Consider the following 14838-nt stretch of genomic DNA (forward strand, 5'->3'; position numbering starts at 1 on the left):
GGCACTCCGCAACCTTCATCCGGCGGGTGATCATGAAAAGTCGGAAGGGCCAAGCGTTCTCACTCTCGATGGACGCGTGCGGTGACCTCGCCTCACCCCACAGCCACGGCCTTGATTCTCCGTAACCGCTAATGTCGTGAGTTGGCCGATGCGGAGTGCCCCCGTAGTTCCCGCGTCTGTGAACAATGATGTCGAAGGATCACACGAGGCGCTGACCGGGAGTTGCCTCCAGACGTACGAACGGGATGGCCTGCCCGGCGGCGCGGAAAGCGGCTTCGCTGCCGTCCACGTCGAAACCCATGAAGGCGCACAGGCGGCGGGCGAGCCGTGGGTGCCGGGGAGCGTAGCGGGCCATGATGGCGGCGCCGTGGCCGAGCGCGAAGTCCCTGCGAGGGACGTGGATGATGTGGACGCGGTGACCCGTGCGGTGCTCACGGCGTCGAGGTTGTTGGTTGCGGTGTCGGCGCGTTCGCTTGCAGAGGTAGAGGAGCGGGTGACGCTGCCGCAGTTCCGGATGCTGATGGTTCTCTCCACGCGCGGTGCTACCAAGTTGGTCGCCCTCGCCGAACTGCTCCGGGTCGCGCCTTCGACCGCAATGCGCATGGTGGACCGGCTCATCACGGCGGGCCTGGCAGACCGGCAGACCAACCCCGACAACCGCCGCGATACCCTACTTCGGCTCACGGACGAGGGGCGTCGCACCGTGGAGGACGTCACCGGCCGACGCCGTGCCGAGATCAGTGCGATCGTCGAGCGGCTCGCCCCACGTCAACGGACCGCTCTCATCAAGGCGTTGACCGCTCTCAATGAGGCAGGTGGCGAGCCGCCCGCGGATGACGCGGAGCTGCATCCCCTGGGGTGGGCCGACGTCTCGGCGCAGCGTGGTGCCGGCGGCTCATGACCCGGACCCGCGGCAGGCTCTGATCGCCCGTCGCGGCCGCGCGCGCGGGCCTGGGATGAGAGACTGCACGGGCCGGCGCGTACGCGGAAGGACACTTCGGCTCCCAGCTCCCGCTGGAGTACGCGAATGTGAGGTGCTGTCGGCCCTGCCTGACTGCTCCACGAGGTGCCACTGCGCCATGGGTAGATGCAACCCTCGTGGCACGGCACTTGTTCATTTGGGGATGGTGGAGGCGACGTCGTCGAGGGTGGCGTCTGTGACGAGTCCGGTGTCCTCCAGTACGTCCATGTGGTCCTGGACGGTGTTGTTGGTTTGTGTGGCCAGTCGCCGGATCAGTGAGTTCTTGGTTGTGGCGCGGACCTCGCCGATGGTGATGAAGATCTTGCCGTGGGAAGCGCGCAGCAGGTCCACGAAGAGCTGGTCGAACGCCCGGCCACGGGCGTTCTTCAGCTGGTCCACCCAGCCCTGTTGTTCGGCGGTGGCCTGGTCGGGGATGGGCACGTTCAGCGCCTCGGAGTCCTCCCGGGCCAGCTCGTCGAGCTTGCTGTGGCCATCGAGCAGATGCATGCCGGCGCGTTTGATGGCTTCGCTCGATGCGTGTGTCTGGGCGAGTCGGCCGGCCGGCATCTCCCACAGCCCGGCCTGCCGGACCTTGGTGAGGAAGGTCTTGTCCAGCGCGGTGACGGCACCTGTGTTACCCGCCTGACGGGCTGCTGAGCCGGTTCCTGCTGCCGGGAGCTCGGCGGACACCGACTCGTTGGCGGAGCTGTTTCGCTGGGCGAGCCACACGGATACGGTGGCGATAACGGCCACGAGAGCGACCGTTATGGTGAGCACCCGACCACGGCTGGATGACTGCCTGGGATTCCGAGCGTGAGACTTCATCATGCCTCCTGGAGTGCGCGACAAGTCGCCTGCGAGCGCTGTGGCGCAGCGGACTGCTGGGGCATGAATCACGCTAATCTTTGCATGAGGCAAACGAATCGATTCAGCGATGATGCTCAAAAGCGGGTAGCGCTCGAGAACTATCGGATACGATCCCGCCGCCGCATCGCCCTGCCCTCCGCATGCTGCGAAAGATGGCGAATCCACCCTCGATGACACTCATGGCGCTGGACGAGCGCGGGCAGCGGTTAGCCGTCAGGCTCGGCGCTGTTCACCGCCGTGATGGGAGCGCTACGAGTCCCCAACTCGGCCTGGAACGGCCTCGGTTGCTGCTTGACCACGTCCGGGGTGGCAAGGGCTACCGTTCCAAGGCCCTCCGCGCCTGGCTGCGGCGGCACCGGAACATCGCCCCCCCCACACCATTCCGGAACGGACCGGCCGGACCGCAAACCGACTACGGCGCGGCTCCGCAACCGAGTTCCGAGCGGCAGCCGGGGCGGACGACCGCTGCCCTGCCGCCATGGCATGATCGCCGCATGGGTCAGGATGAGGGGTACCTTCTGGACAACCGGCAGGTCGAGGCGGGTACACGCTTCGATGCGCTGGCTGCCCTCTTCGACGCCTCGACGTTTCGGCACTTCGAGACGGTCGGGATCGACGAGGGATGGCGGTGCTGGGAGGTCGGGGCCGGGGGACCGACCGTCTCCGCGTGGCTCGCCGCGCGTACCGGGTCTCGCGGGCGTGTGCTCGCCACCGACATCGACGTGTCCTGGGCCGAGACGGCCGCCGCCGCGGGAGTCGAAGTGCTCCGCCACGACGTCGCCGTCGACGAACCCCCGGCCGGCCCCTTCGACTTGATCCACGCCCGCCTCGTCCTCGTCCACGTCGCCGACCGCGATGCCGCGCTGCGCACCATGGTCCAGGCTCTGCGCCCCGGCGGTTGGCTGCTGATCGAGGACGCCGATCCCGCGCTGCAGCCGCTGATCTGCCCCGACGAGTACGGCCCCGAGCAGGAGCTGGCCAACCGGCTGCGCACCGGTTTCCGTCAACTGTTGCAGCAGCGCGGTGCCGACCTCGCTTACGGACGCAAGCTGCCGCGGCTGCTGCGCGAGGTCGGCCTCGTCGATGTCGAGGCCGACGCCTACTTCCCGATCGCCTCGCCCGCGTGCGACGCCCTCGAAGCGGCCACAGTCCACCAGGTGCGCGGCAAGCTCACCGCCGCGGGTCTCGCCACGGACGAGGAGATCGAGCAGCACCTCGCCAACATCGCGGCAGGGCGCCTCGATCTGGCCACCTCACCGATGATCTCGGCCTGGGGCCGCCGGCCCTTGGAAGACAGCCCGTAGGACCGGTCCGTCATCCCCCGGCTGCTTCGGGAGTCTTGCCGGAAACCGTCACGTCAGGCGCTTCGGCCTGGGTGTGCGGGAGGCGACGGACGGCGGTGGATGCCAGGGGCAGGACGGCCGCGACGGCGTAGATGATTCCGGCGGTGGTGGTCACCCGGAAGCCGCCGAACGTCTGGGTAAGGGGACTGACGCAGAGCTGGCCGACCGGGATCGTCAGGTAGGACAGCAGATCGTTGCAGGACGAGACGCGTGACAGCACGTGCGTGGGAACGTGCTCCTGCAGTGAGGTGTCCCAGCCGATGCCGGTGAGGGAGGAGCCCAGCCCGGCAAGGAAGGCTCCGGCGATCAGCCAGGGGGCGTTGAGGTGCGCGCCCAGCACGAGCAGGGGCAGGGCGCCGAGCGTGCTCGCCAGCTGCCCCAGACGGAGCAGGTGCGTCACCGTCAGCCGGTACATCAGCACACTCATCACCAGCAGGCCGATGGCGCGGGCGCTGAGCACCAGTCCCCAGGTCGCCTCGCCGCTGCTCTGCCGGGTGAGCGCGGGCCCCAGGATCTGCCAAGTGCCGGTCTGCACCAGGTTGATCACGCAGAAGGACACGGCGCCCCTCCAGACCCAGGGGATACGGCGGAACTCGGTCCAGCCCTCGCGGATGCCGGTCAGCAGGGCAGTGGGCCGGGGTCTGGCTGCCGTGGCGGTGACGGCCAGCCGAGTGAGGCATCCCGCCGCCAGAAGGTAGGTCAACGCATCGAAGGCGAGGGCCGGGCCGCTGCCGGCAGCCACGACGAGGAGGCCCGACAGGCTCGGCCCGAGAACCTTCGTGGCATTGCGTACCGACCCCAGTAGCGCGTTCGCCTGCCGGAGCTGCGTCCTGTCGACGAGCTGGGGCACGACACCGCGCAATGCCGGTGTGGTGAACGCGGCGAGGACGCCGCCCAGGGCTTCCAGCGCGGCCACGAGGGGCAGCGAGTAGTGGCCGGTCAGCAGGAGCCCAGAGGTGCCGCCCTGGGCGAGGGCACAGCCCAGATTGGCGGCCGTCAGGACCGTCCGGCGCGGGAACCGGTCGGAAGCGGCTCCGCCCACCAGAAGAAAGACCAGCAGGGGCGCCATGCGGGAAGCGAGAACGATGCCGAGATCGCCCGAATTGCCCGAGGCATCCAGGACAGCGAAGGCCAACGCGACCGGTGCCATGGAGCTGCCGAGCAGGGACACCAGTTGCCCGGTGAAGAACCAGCGGAAGTCTGCCTGTTTCAGGAGAGAGGAGTGCACCGGCAAGACTCTCCTGGCGCGTCGAGGCGGACACTATCGTTTCGGCAGGAGGCGAAAGATGACGATGTTGCGCTTGAGCACGACGGCCCTGTCGCGGTCCCGGTTCGCGCTGTCTCCACTGGCCGAGACACTGGGCACGATGATCGTGTTGGGCAAGCCGTGCTCCGACCCGTGGCTGGCCACCTGGCACACCCGCCACCGGGACGCGTTCATGGCCACCCTCGATGCGGACCCCTTCGCCAAAGGCATGGTCAACTTGTTCGGCTCGACCAAGTGGCTGCCCGAGTTCGTAGCGATCCCCCGTCGGGCGGTATGCGCACCACTCTCACCAGCGAGCTCAAGGACGTCGCCCGGGTACCCGACGCGGACATCCGCGCGGGGCTGGAGAAATCAGTAGCGCACAGCTGGAAGCGTCACGACCTGAGCTGGCTGTCCGGGCGAGGGTGGGCAGCCAGGACAGCAGACCTGCTCCATGCCGTGTGGAAATCCCATGTCTCCCCGGACTGGACACGTCGCCGGGCACTGCTCGAACGCGATGTCACCTACCGGGCGGGATTGCTGGCCGCCCACGGCTGGCCCCGTGCCCTGGAGCGCATGAGCCGCCGAAGTGCCTGGGTCGGCGCCGACGCGATCCGCTTCAGCGGCCGGCCCGGTCCGGACCGCATCATCGGCGACGAAGGAATGTTGTTCGTCCCCGTGAGCGTGTCGAGCGGTACCTGGCTGTGCGCGACGCCGGAAGGCCGGTACGCACAGGTCTACCCGGCCCGCGGATCTGCCGCAACGCCCTTGCCCGGCAGGCCGGTTCACGCCCTGGCGCGGCTGATCGGCACCGGCCGCGCGGCCATCCTCCTCGAACTCCAACACCCCGCAACCAGCAGCGAACTCGCCGCACAACTCCATCAGTCGCTCGGCACCATCGGCGGCCACCTGGCCGTACTACGCGACGCGGACCTGATCAGTGGGACACGAGTCGGCCGTCGCGTGGTCTACCGGCGCACCGAAGCAGGCGATCTTCTCGCCGGACCTCACGAAGCGGCGGGTTCCGGACAGTTGCCCAAGGCCCGCCTCCCCAAAGTTGACGGGACCACTCCGGCTCACGACACAGCGGCGCCCAATGATTGCCGTCGAGAGGCGTCACCCACGCACGGTGGCGCAGAGGCGCCTGGTGGAGCAGACGGCCCACTCGGGGCAGGGTGAGGCCCGCGACCTTGTGAAGTGCAGAGCGGGCGGTGCGGAGGACGCCGTACGCTCGCACGACGGCGGCCCGAGGGTCTTGATGACGAGGACGGTCAGGCACGCCGGCATCCCCACACCATTGCAATTCGGGAGCGTCGTGGACTTCAGCCGACCGCAGTCCCAGGTCCAAGTGCCGGCGGCCCTGACCGCCTCCCAGAACGGCGATGCCTGGCGAGTATGGACCGCTGCCCTGCCGACTCTGGCCGAGGAGTTCTTGGCCCGCTGGAGTCTGCGACTGGATGGCCCGCCCGCGCACGGAGCCGTCGCACTCGTACTGCCGGTTCTCCAGGCGGACGGCTCGCCCGCGGTACTCAAGCTCCAGCCCGTCGATGAGGAAACGCACGGCGAGCCGCTCGCCCTGCGCGTCTGGGGCACCCGCCACGCGGTCGAACTACTGAACTGCGCCCCGGACTCCGGGGCCATGCTTCTGGAACGTCTCGATGCGACCCGGACCCTTGCGACGGTGCCCGACGGCACGGCGGCTCTCGAGCACCTTTCCGGGCTGCTGGCGCACCTGGTCGCCGTTCCGGCCCCCGCCGGCCTGCGGCTATTGGCCGATATCGCCCAGGCCATGCTCGACCGGGTTCCCACGTACTGCCGCTCTCTGGCGGACTCCTCCGAGCGCCGACTGCTGGCTACGTGCGCGGCCGCGGTGCGGGAACTACTGGACGAGCCCGGTGCCCGGCTTCTGCACTGGGATCTGCACTACGACAACGTTCTCGCCCCTCTTCCGTCCGCGCAGGTCTCGGGACGGGCACCCTGGCTCGCCATCGACCCCAAACCCCTGGCCGGCGACCCCGGCTTCGAACTGCTGCCTGCATTGCGAAACCGGTGGGACGACGTGATCGGCACCGCGGACGTGTCCCGGGCCGTACGCCATCGCTTCCACCTCATGACAGAAGTCGTCTGTCTGGACCGCGAGCGGGCCGCCGGATGGACACTCGGCCGCGTCCTGCAGAACTGCCTCTGGGACATCGAGGACGGCGCGGTCACCCTCCAGCCCGAGCAGACAGCCATCGCCCACGCGCTTCTCGGCTCCTGACTGTTCCGGCCTCGGGTCGCCGGGTCGGTCGGCTCAACCAGGCTTGCCCGGCCCGTTCCAGGACCGGGCAACAGTGGCTCTCTTCGCGAGTCGTGGCTCTGACTCAACAACTGCGAAGCCGCCACTGTCCGTCAACGACAGGCGGATGGCTTCGAGCCACTGGGGAAGCCGCAGATAGGGCTGGTACTCGTCCAGGACTTTGGAGATGTGACGAGCTTGGAGGAGGCACGGCAACTACACCTGAATCAGGTCGGCCAGGAACGGCAGCACCACATCGGCCACCTCGTCCGGTACCTCCTCGGCGAGGTCGTGTCCGGCATGGAAGACGTGACCGGTGACGTCATGAGCGAGGAGTCGCATCTGGGTCTCATTGCGGTCGCCGATGAATGCCGCGCCGCCGAGCGCCAGTACCGGGATGTCCAACATGGTCTGCGCGGCTTGCCGATTCTGTTCGGCGTCGTCGAGCATCGCGCGGTAGATCGACAGCATCGCGCGGATGCCGCCGGGCAGGGAGTAGCAACGCACGTATTCGTCGACGGCGTCGGCCGTGGCGGTGTCGGGGTAGTTGCGCTCGTCCTTCAGCATGAAGGTGATCAACTCGCGTTCATGCCCGGCGATCAGCATCTCGGGTACGTCCGGCTGGAAATAGAAACCCAGATGCCACAGGAACATTCCACCCGAGACATTCTCGCGGGTGAGGAAACTGTGCTCCTCGAAGCCGAACCCGGGCAACAACGCCTCGGCGAACACCAATGCGTCGACGTGATCACGGTGTCGGGCGGCGAGCTGATAACCGACCGCCGCTCCCCAGTCCTCACCCATCACGCTGTAGGACTCGTACCCGAGGTGGGCCATCAGCGCAGCGATGTCGTCGCTCATCGTCGCGGAGTCGAACCCTCCTGCGGGATGGGCGGAATCGCCGAGTCCACGAAGGTCCGGCACGACGACCGTGTGCTGTGCCGTGAGCCTCGGGACGAGGTGCCGCCAGTGATAGCCGGTCTTGGGCACACCGTGCAGCAACACCACCGCCGGACCGTATCCGGCCGTTCGGTAATGCAGTCTCGTCCCGTTGACGGCGACGCGGCCCGTGCGGACGGGTTCTCCACGGTGGTCAAAAATCATTGCCTGACCCATCTCTTGCAGTGCGCTCCGCAACGTCCGTGGCTGCGAACCCGGTCACTTTCAGTTACTCAGGAACCGTAGGTGAGTAAGCTCTGACGTGGAAGAACGCACTTTCCGGTGAGAGGGGAACCTCATGGTGACCGAGCAGATGAGCCGCATGTCCGAGGACGCCGATGTGACGCGCGCCGATTCCCTGGCCCGCGAGATCTTCGCCGGGGTGGCCAACAAGTGGGCGCTTCTGATCATCAATGTCCTGGAAGACCGGACACTGCGTTTCACCGAGTTGCGGACCGCGGTGGACGGCATCAGTCACAAAATGCTCACCCAGACCCTGCGTGGGCTCGAACGTGACGGTGTGGTGGACCGGACGGTGTATCCCACCGTGCCGCCTCGCGTCGACTACCGCCTCACCGAAGCGGGGCTGGCGCTGCGCGACACGGTCAACGGCATGTGCGCCTGGACCCGTCGATACCTCAAGGAGATCGAGACCGCCCGTCACCGCTATGACGCGCAGCGGTGACGTCGACCGGGAGGAGGGCCATGTCCTGGCACTCGGCAAGGAGGCGCTGCGCGCCGCGGAGAACCTCTTGCGCTCGGCGGAGAACCTCTTGTGCACGGTGGAGCGGAGGCTCCGGTGACCGCTGAGGTGATCACGAGATGACGGAGAAGGGCATGCAGCCGCATGCCGAGCTGCCCACCGTCACCGAGGCATTTGGCCGGCCGGAGGTCACGGCCGGGCCGGAGAAGGACCACGGCCTCGCCGCGCAGCTCGCCGCGACCGAGGCCCGCCGCAGGCAGTACCCCGGCCGGACCACCTGGGCTCCGACGGACCACATCGAGCCCGTTCCGGCGCCGGCGGAGGTGGTCGACGGTGAGGGAGAGGTGTGGACGCGCACCAGCGCCGGAACCTGGTACATGCTCAGCTTCAACCCCGCCTGCCACGAGGAGAGAGACGGGGACTACCTGATGTGGCGCGAGCTGGTCGACGAGTACGGGCCGCTGACCACCCAGGGCATCGGCCTGTAGTCGCCGGGACCAACGGCAGCGGCAAACCACAGCGCCGGCTGATGCCAGGCACTTGCTTCCTGACCACGACCCCCGAACGGCCGTGTCCCCGAACGGTGATGGGCGCCAGGACCTCAGCCCTGGCGCCCGTCACCGTGCCCGAAGAACTCAGCTTGAGTGTGTCCCGCGAGCACGGAACCACGTCACCACAGTCATGATCGCGGTGAAGTACATCATGGTGGCCGTAAAGGTCACGTCCCTGACGTACGGCTCGTAGCCTTGTGTGCGCAACTGGATCGCGAGGAACCCAAGCGCCGTCGCGAGCCCCGCGAGCGCCATGGTCAGGGCGCCGAATGGGACCTTTTTCATTCCATTTCCTCCAAGCAGTGAAACAACCTGGTCACCGACGACCCTACGTGTCCCAGCCGTCAACTGGCCCCCATCCGGCCCGAATAGCGTCACACCCTGGTCCTGGTTCACACGTGCTTGCCCTGGCGCACCTCCACGAGGGGCAAGCACGGTGATGGTGGCGGGGAGGCCGAGCCCCCGTGATCCAAGCCGGCCCCGACACGGTTGTCCCGACCTCCCACCGGTGAGCGTGCCGCCTCGGTTTGCCGAGGCGTCAGGAAGTCCGGGTGGCTTGTGTCGACTGCTTCTCCGAGCCGGCTCCGAGTGGTGCGGGTTCGTCGGACAGGAAGCGGTTCAGGACGTTCCCCACCAGTTGCGACACATTGTTGTCGTAGTGGTGGTGCGACAGCGCACCGCAGTAGGCGATCGAGCCGGCCGACCATACGCCGCCGCCGTTGGGGGTGGGGAAGTAGACCATGTCGGCACGTACGCGCGGGTCTTCGGTTCCGCCCGTGCCCGGGGCGTTGAAGTACAGCTCCTCCAGTACTTCGAGATAGATGTCGGTGTGGTCCTGCGAAGCGGCCGCGATCACCGTCTCGGGGGGCGTGCCGAGTTCGGCGCTGTAGATGTCGAGTTCCAGGCCTGAAGCGCCGTCGCCGACGAGCCCGAAGTCGCCGAGTTTCCCGTTCTCCTCGATACCCTCGAACATCCAGGAGGCACCGTTGAGGCTGTCCGGGGTCTGCCGGTAGTAGGACGAGACGTCGAAGCCTTGTGCCACGAATCCGACACCGACGAGGCGCTGCGGGGCTCGTCCTCGATGCCGCCACAAGGTGCCGTACTCCCCGGTGAACGAGAGGTGGAACTCACCGGGTTTGCAGCGCCACGCGTTCGAGCCGTGTCCCTTGCGGACCTCAATGATGTTCTTGTTCTCAGGGTCGTAGTTGGTGACCCAGTAGAACCCGTTGGCGCCGAGATACATCATGCGGCCACCGGTGTCGAGGTAGCCGTTCAGGGCGTCGAGCATCTGCTCCGAGTAGTACTCGGGATGGGACCCGGTGAGGACCACACGGTAGGGCTTGAGCGCGCTCACACCTTCGTGGTGCAGGTCCTCATCGGTCATGACATCGAAGTCGTACCCCTTCTCGATCAGCCAGTCGATGAGGTGCAGGTCCGCGTTGAACTGCCACAGCGACGGGGAGAGCCAATGCCGGTACCCCGGGCGCATGTTGAGGACAGGGCGCAGACGGGTCGAGTAGGCCACCCCGGAGCCGTCGCTGTGGGCGTCATACGTCGAGCGTCCGAACTCGCGGCGCTCACTGAGCACGATGTTCTGCTGTTGAAGGACGGGCGCTCGTGCGATGAGCATCTGGGCGAGCGGGGTCGAGAGGGCGACGTGGTCGTTGGCGTAGGCCATATAGCTCGCCGTCGGCGCCAGAAAGCAGATCTTCTTCTCCTGGCCTTCGCGGGGACGCACATAGAACGGTACGTGGTCGGTGTCGCCGTCGGCGCGCAACCGAGCCGCGTACAGGCCGGACGGGAGGTCTTCCGGGACGGTCAGTGTGAAGCTGACGCGCCACCTCGCGTCGTCGAGATCGTCGTCGTGGAAGTGGATGGCGCCGTACTGCTCCGGCGCGTGGATGAAGTTCTGCTCACGCGCCTGCCAGTTGTAGCCGGTGACCGCTCTGGTGGGCACGTTGACCGTGCGGCCGTGCAGTCGGTTCGGGGAGACGTCGGTGATGGTGCGGGTGCCCCGGATACCGGAGTCGGTGATCTCCTCCTGGAAGTTCCACGCCGCCGCCAGTGCCGCTCCGCGGGGCGCGTCGACCTGCGAGACGATCTGTTGCGGGGAGAGGGCTTCGCGGTGCATGCGCGGACGGTCCAGTTTGCCGTTGTAGTGGCCTGCGACCACGACGCCGATGAGTTCGTCGGTCAGCGCCTCCACGTATCCGGCCATCACCAACGGAACGTCGTTGTCCGAGGCCGGCGTGACCTGAGCCCGCCCGGTGACCACCGCGGTGGTCGACTCCAGCGAGGACGCGATGGTGAACCGCCCGTTGGCCGGGGTCACGAACGGCTCCTGGCGGAGCTGGATCTCGCCGTCGGTGTTCACCGATCCGGACGCCAGGTACCAGGTGCCCGCGAGCAGCGGCTTGCCGGAGGTGACCTTCTGTACTTCGCCGGAGCCGTCGCCGAGCCAGAGCTGCAGACAGCCGTCGTCGCCGATGAACAGGCCGTAACCGGACTGCCTGCCTTCGTGCCACTTGGTGACCAGACCTTGGACCCCCTTGTGCGGGGTGGTGGGGGCGAGGAACACCTGCAGCGTGAAGGGCGTGTCCGTCTGAAGCGTCGGGTGATGGTCCACGAGTATGTGCGAGCCGGCATGGACGCGTTGGACCCGGCCGGGGAAGTCGGTGTCGACCTCGGTGTGCACGGGCTCGATCTTGAAACCCGGACCGTCGGGATGGGTGTCCCCGTGGATCAGCTTGACGATGTCCGCGTGGTACCGCTCGGCGTCGCAGCTGACGAGGAAGTCCACCCGTTGGCCGGGGCGGATACTCAGTTGCTCGCTATAGCCGACGACCTTCATCGCAACTCATCCCTCACTCCGTGAGCAGCCCGGCGTCGCACAGACGCTTGAGGAACAGTGCATGCTCCGCCTCGTATCGGTCAGGGAACGCCTCGTCGAGGAGTTGCGGCGGCAGGTCGTCGCGGAGCACTGCGATGCGCCACTCCTCGTGCGGTTTGGTGCAGACGAGGATGTATTTGCCGGTCATTTCGAAGTGGTGCCTGCGCAGATAGGTGAGGACCCGCTCAAGGTCGTCACTGTGCTTGCCGATCGGGCGGCGCCGATGCTCCTCGACGATCTCCGGCCTGACGCGCGGCTTGATCTCGGTCTCGAAGAGGTGATTCTCGACTTGGCGGTAAACGGCATGTTCGCGTGCGTTCTGCTCGTCGAGCGAGGGGAGAACAACGCTCATCGATTCCTCCCAGAGGTGAAGAGCGATCGATCGAGTGCGGGAGGCCGACAACGTCCCTTCGCGACGGGCCGCGACTCTGGTCGGGCGGTCGCGAGGCGTCCGTAAGCGAACAGCGCACGACCGACGCATCCGTCTACTCGGCGCATCCGCCTCGACACACCGCGCTCGTCGTGGGGCAGAACACCGCCACTACTCACCAGTGTGTTGGGTGCCCCGGCATGACGCACCTTGTCCACGTCCGGGGGGACCACCGGCTGTGCGCGTGGGGACCACCCGCTGTGCGCACGCCGCAACGATGCTGGTTCAGCAGGACGACGTCCCGTGCGGCATAGACTCTCTGGCCTGCGGCAACGCCACTCGCAATCTGACTATGTGCATGTTTCGCCCGTCCGGGTCGACCGTGGTGCAGAAGAACCCCGACCCGGCCGCCGATCCCTTCGGCCACCCGCCCGGACACCTAGGGTGCGATCAGCCCCGGGGGCGGAAGTCGGCCCGCCGGGCCTGCCTGGAATGGAGCGCGACGTGACATTCTCGCCCCTGGTTCGAAAAGGGATCTGGATCGCACCCCTTCTGCTGGCGACTCTGGGTATCGGCGTCGCCGTCGTCGTAGGCATTGCGGACGCCAGCAGCACGACACGGACCGAGCCGGCCGCCCCCGACAGTCCGTTGCTTGCCGAGATTGCCGAGCAGATCGGCTTGCCGGCGCGGACCTGGACGGCGTCGGGTATCCACACGGCCAAGGGATATACGACCGAGGCGGCCGAGACCATCAACGTCCAGGGCATGACGGCCGACTGCGACAACATCAACCTGAACAAGAAGCTGGCCGCCGACTACCGCAGTGATGTGTTCGGTCCTGGCATGAAGGGGTTCTTCTACAAGTGCCAAAAGGTCGGCCCGGACACCAACAAGTACTGGTTCACCATCAGTTCCGCGGACGGTGCCCAGATTGACAAGCTCTGCGATCCGAGCACCAAGTACCCGGTCGTCAACGACGAGCAGCACCACACCTACTGGATCGACAAGCCGTTCACCTGCACCAGCCGGGCCGAACCTTCGTAGGGCGTCTCAACGCCCGATCAGCCTGGTGCTGCGGCAGAAGGCCCCTCGGCTGGGGCCAGGCTCCCGGTTCGGCTGCCCAGCAGGCGGGTGGAACCGGCAACCTGCCTACTGGGCGGACGATGACGGTGCTGCTCCTCCTGCCGCGTTATGCGGTCGCGGCCTCGTAGACCGCCTTCGACAGACGGGCGTTCTCCGGCGCCGCGCCGCCCGGGAAGGCGAACCGGCGGCGTGTGTAGCCGTATGCGAGCCCCGAGCGCGCGTCGCCGAAGGCGAGCGAGCCGGCCACCGGCTACCCGGCCCCCCGCCGCATCCGGCCACCCGGCCGGCCCGGCCGGGGACCGAGGCGGAGTGCGCCCACCGCCTCGCCCGGCTGCTGATCGACGCAGGTTCGGCCCCGGTGCCTGCCACGGCGTGGGCCGGGACGTTGCCGCTGAGCGTGCCAGGACTGTGACGGCGGCCGGGACGTTCATCAACGGGCGGGCCTGACGGCATGGTTGAGCTGAGACGTTGCCGTGACCGGCGGTATCGCGCAGCACTGTGTCCGGTCGGCCGTGGCCGGCGTGCCCGCTCACCGTGCCCGGCCGGCCGCCCTGGACCACACCGGAGCCCTGGACCGGAAGGACGTGGTGCTGCTGCCGTGTCCTGAAAGGTGCACCGGGTTGTGGCAGTAGAGCAGTGTCAGCCGAAATTCGGTTCGTGCCGTGTGGCAGGCGCTCTATTGTGGCGCGGTGACGACTCAGATGATCATTCTCAACGGTGGTTCCAGCTCGGGGAAGTCCGGGATCGTACGGTGCCTACAGGCCGTACTGCCGGATCCATGGCTGGCGTTCGGGGTCGATTCGCTCATCGACGCGATGCCGGCGAAGATGCAGAGGTCGGACCAGGGGATCGAGTTCGACGCGGACGGCGGGGTGAGCGTCGGGCCGGACTTCCGGGTGCTGGAGGCAGCCTGGATGGAAGGCGTCGTGGCGATGGCCCGTGCAGGCGCCCGGGTCATCATTGATGAGGTTTTCCTCGGCGGAGCGGAGTCCCAGCAGCGGTGGCAGAAGGCTCTTGGCGGGTTGGCCGTGCTGTGGGTCGGCGTCAGGTGTGAGAGTGCGGTAGCCGCCGACCGTGAGGTCGCACGGGGAGATCGGGTCCAGGGAATGGCCGCGTCGCAGGCACATCGGGTTCACGAGGGCGTGATCTATGACCTGGAGGTGGACACCACGCACACCGAGTCCCTGGTGTGTGCGCGAACCATCGCCGCACAGGTCGGGTGATCGACGGATCTGCTCCCAGCCTCCTGGCCTGCAACTGCACTGGCGCGGGTCATCGCGGTCAGCATCCGGAACGCCTGTAGGCATGTTGGTGGGTCTCCGGCCGCGCACGCTGACGACCGGTGTGTGCCCGAGGCGGCTCCGGCGGACCCACCGTCGTCAGGCGAACGACTCCGACAGCGCCCGATCAAGTTCAGTGGTGCTTCTAGCCTCGGGCTGTCACGAGGGGTGCTGTCCGGTAGGTGTTCGAGAACGTAGAAAGTGCCTCTGAGCTGCAACGATAGGTACGTGATAGCGGAAGAGGCACTTCCCAGGTGAAGAACAGAAACGGGTCGTGTCCGCGTGTCCGGGTTGCGGGCGGCGGTCGTGGGGTGGTCATCAACTGCT

Annotated in this window: 15 protein-coding genes and 1 pseudogene; 9 read left to right on the top strand and 7 right to left on the bottom strand. The window is 67.3% G+C overall.

The features are described 5' to 3' along the window. Positions 1-367: 367 nt before the first annotated feature. Positions 368-901: a MarR family winged helix-turn-helix transcriptional regulator gene (locus tag ACGFWI_RS05430; RefSeq protein ID WP_393904659.1), complete on the top strand. Its 534-nt coding sequence runs from the start codon at positions 368-370 to the stop codon at positions 899-901. 213 nt (positions 902-1114) lie between these two features. Here ACGFWI_RS05430 and ACGFWI_RS05435 read toward each other — a convergent pair whose 3' ends face one another. Then, entirely contained in the window at positions 1115-1714 is a 600-nt protein-coding gene (locus tag ACGFWI_RS05435; RefSeq protein ID WP_393904585.1) for a DUF4142 domain-containing protein, read from the bottom strand. 608 nt (positions 1715-2322) lie between these two features. Here ACGFWI_RS05435 and ACGFWI_RS05440 point away from each other — a divergent pair. Beyond that, positions 2323-3132 (top strand): methyltransferase domain-containing protein, encoded by an 810-nt coding sequence (locus ACGFWI_RS05440; protein ID WP_393904586.1) that lies wholly within the window; start codon positions 2323-2325, stop codon positions 3130-3132. A 10-nt stretch (positions 3133-3142) separates the two neighbouring features. On the opposite strand, the gene ACGFWI_RS05445 is transcribed toward ACGFWI_RS05440, so the two are convergent. Beyond that, positions 3143-4399, bottom strand: coding sequence for an MFS transporter (locus ACGFWI_RS05445; RefSeq protein ID WP_393904587.1), 1257 nt, complete (start codon positions 4397-4399; stop codon positions 3143-3145). 312 nt (positions 4400-4711) lie between these two features. On the opposite strand from ACGFWI_RS05445, the gene ACGFWI_RS05450 reads away from it, so the two are divergent. Next, positions 4712-5596 carry an ArsR family transcriptional regulator gene (locus tag ACGFWI_RS05450; protein ID WP_393904588.1) on the top strand — a complete coding sequence of 295 codons (885 nt, stop codon included), beginning with the start codon at positions 4712-4714 and terminating at the stop codon, positions 5594-5596. Between the two features lie 136 nt (positions 5597-5732). Beyond that, a complete protein-coding gene (locus ACGFWI_RS05455; RefSeq protein WP_393904589.1) occupies positions 5733-6677 on the top strand; it encodes an aminoglycoside phosphotransferase family protein in 945 nt (314 codons plus the stop codon). A 234-nt stretch (positions 6678-6911) separates the two neighbouring features. On the opposite strand, the gene ACGFWI_RS05460 is transcribed toward ACGFWI_RS05455, so the two are convergent. Further along, positions 6912-7799, bottom strand: coding sequence for an alpha/beta fold hydrolase (locus ACGFWI_RS05460; protein ID WP_393904660.1), 888 nt, complete (start codon positions 7797-7799; stop codon positions 6912-6914). A gap of 133 nt (positions 7800-7932) precedes the next feature. On the opposite strand from ACGFWI_RS05460, the gene ACGFWI_RS05465 reads away from it, so the two are divergent. Genes ACGFWI_RS05465 through ACGFWI_RS05475 form a run of 3 tightly spaced genes read left to right on the top strand, consistent with a single transcriptional unit; the run spans position 7933 to position 8825 of the window. Next, a complete protein-coding gene (locus ACGFWI_RS05465; protein ID WP_393904590.1) occupies positions 7933-8319 on the top strand; it encodes a winged helix-turn-helix transcriptional regulator in 387 nt (128 codons plus the stop codon). Further along, positions 8303-8437: a hypothetical protein gene (locus ACGFWI_RS05470; RefSeq protein ID WP_393904591.1), complete on the top strand. Its 135-nt coding sequence runs from the start codon at positions 8303-8305 to the stop codon at positions 8435-8437. The genes ACGFWI_RS05465 and ACGFWI_RS05470 overlap by 17 nt, the downstream gene beginning before the upstream one ends. 19 nt (positions 8438-8456) lie before the next feature. Next, positions 8457-8825 (top strand): hypothetical protein, encoded by a 369-nt coding sequence (locus tag ACGFWI_RS05475; RefSeq protein ID WP_393904592.1) that lies wholly within the window; start codon positions 8457-8459, stop codon positions 8823-8825. Positions 8826-8972: 147 nt separating this feature from the next. Here ACGFWI_RS05475 and ACGFWI_RS05480 read toward each other — a convergent pair whose 3' ends face one another. From ACGFWI_RS05480 to ACGFWI_RS05490, 3 genes are all read right to left on the bottom strand, one after another. Next, positions 8973-9173: an SCO3870 family protein gene (locus ACGFWI_RS05480; RefSeq protein ID WP_393904593.1), complete on the bottom strand. Its 201-nt coding sequence runs from the start codon at positions 9171-9173 to the stop codon at positions 8973-8975. Positions 9174-9426: 253 nt separating this feature from the next. Further along, on the bottom strand, positions 9427-11739 hold the full coding sequence (locus ACGFWI_RS05485; RefSeq protein ID WP_393904594.1) for a N,N-dimethylformamidase beta subunit family domain-containing protein: 2313 nt from the start codon (positions 11737-11739) through the stop codon (positions 9427-9429). A gap of 13 nt (positions 11740-11752) precedes the next feature. Further along, positions 11753-12130, bottom strand: a complete 378-nt coding sequence (locus ACGFWI_RS05490) for a hypothetical protein (protein ID WP_393904595.1) — start codon at positions 12128-12130, stop codon at positions 11753-11755. Between the two features lie 522 nt (positions 12131-12652). Here ACGFWI_RS05490 and ACGFWI_RS05495 point away from each other — a divergent pair. Continuing rightward, positions 12653-13192, top strand: a complete 540-nt coding sequence (locus ACGFWI_RS05495) for a hypothetical protein (RefSeq protein ID WP_393904596.1) — start codon at positions 12653-12655, stop codon at positions 13190-13192. Between the two features lie 145 nt (positions 13193-13337). Here ACGFWI_RS05495 and ACGFWI_RS05500 read toward each other — a convergent pair. Continuing rightward, positions 13338-13472, bottom strand: a pseudogene (locus ACGFWI_RS05500) (EstA family serine hydrolase); the annotation flags it as partial. A gap of 448 nt (positions 13473-13920) precedes the next feature. On the opposite strand from ACGFWI_RS05500, the gene cpt reads away from it, so the two are divergent. After that, the gene (gene cpt / locus ACGFWI_RS05505; protein ID WP_393904597.1) at positions 13921-14454 is read left to right on the top strand and encodes a chloramphenicol phosphotransferase CPT; all 534 of its coding nucleotides are present in this window, start codon (positions 13921-13923) and stop codon (positions 14452-14454) included. The last annotated feature ends 384 nt before the right edge of the window (positions 14455-14838 follow it).

The sequence above is a fragment of the Streptomyces sp. NPDC048434 genome (assembly GCF_043200375.1).
In the GTDB taxonomy this organism is placed as follows: Bacteria; Actinomycetota; Actinomycetes; order Streptomycetales; family Streptomycetaceae; genus Streptomyces.

Bases quoted from the DNA above. Each gene is read 5' to 3' on its own strand.
- ACGFWI_RS05440 (WP_393904586.1), top strand. From the start codon at position 2,323: ATGGGTCAGGATGAGGGGTACCTTCTGGACAACCGGCAGGTCGAGGCG.
- ACGFWI_RS05450 (WP_393904588.1), top strand. From the start codon at position 4,712: ATGCGCACCACTCTCACCAGCGAGCTCAAGGACGTCGCCCGGGTACCC.
- ACGFWI_RS05460 (WP_393904660.1), bottom strand. From the start codon at position 7,799: ATGATTTTTGACCACCGTGGAGAACCCGTCCGCACGGGCCGCGTCGCC.
- ACGFWI_RS05465 (WP_393904590.1), top strand. From the start codon at position 7,933: ATGGTGACCGAGCAGATGAGCCGCATGTCCGAGGACGCCGATGTGACG.
- ACGFWI_RS05470 (WP_393904591.1), top strand. From the start codon at position 8,303: ATGACGCGCAGCGGTGACGTCGACCGGGAGGAGGGCCATGTCCTGGCA.
- ACGFWI_RS05475 (WP_393904592.1), top strand. From the start codon at position 8,457: ATGACGGAGAAGGGCATGCAGCCGCATGCCGAGCTGCCCACCGTCACC.
- ACGFWI_RS05480 (WP_393904593.1), bottom strand. From the start codon at position 9,173: ATGAAAAAGGTCCCATTCGGCGCCCTGACCATGGCGCTCGCGGGGCTC.
- ACGFWI_RS05485 (WP_393904594.1), bottom strand. From the start codon at position 11,739: ATGAAGGTCGTCGGCTATAGCGAGCAACTGAGTATCCGCCCCGGCCAA.
- ACGFWI_RS05490 (WP_393904595.1), bottom strand. From the start codon at position 12,130: ATGAGCGTTGTTCTCCCCTCGCTCGACGAGCAGAACGCACGCGAACAT.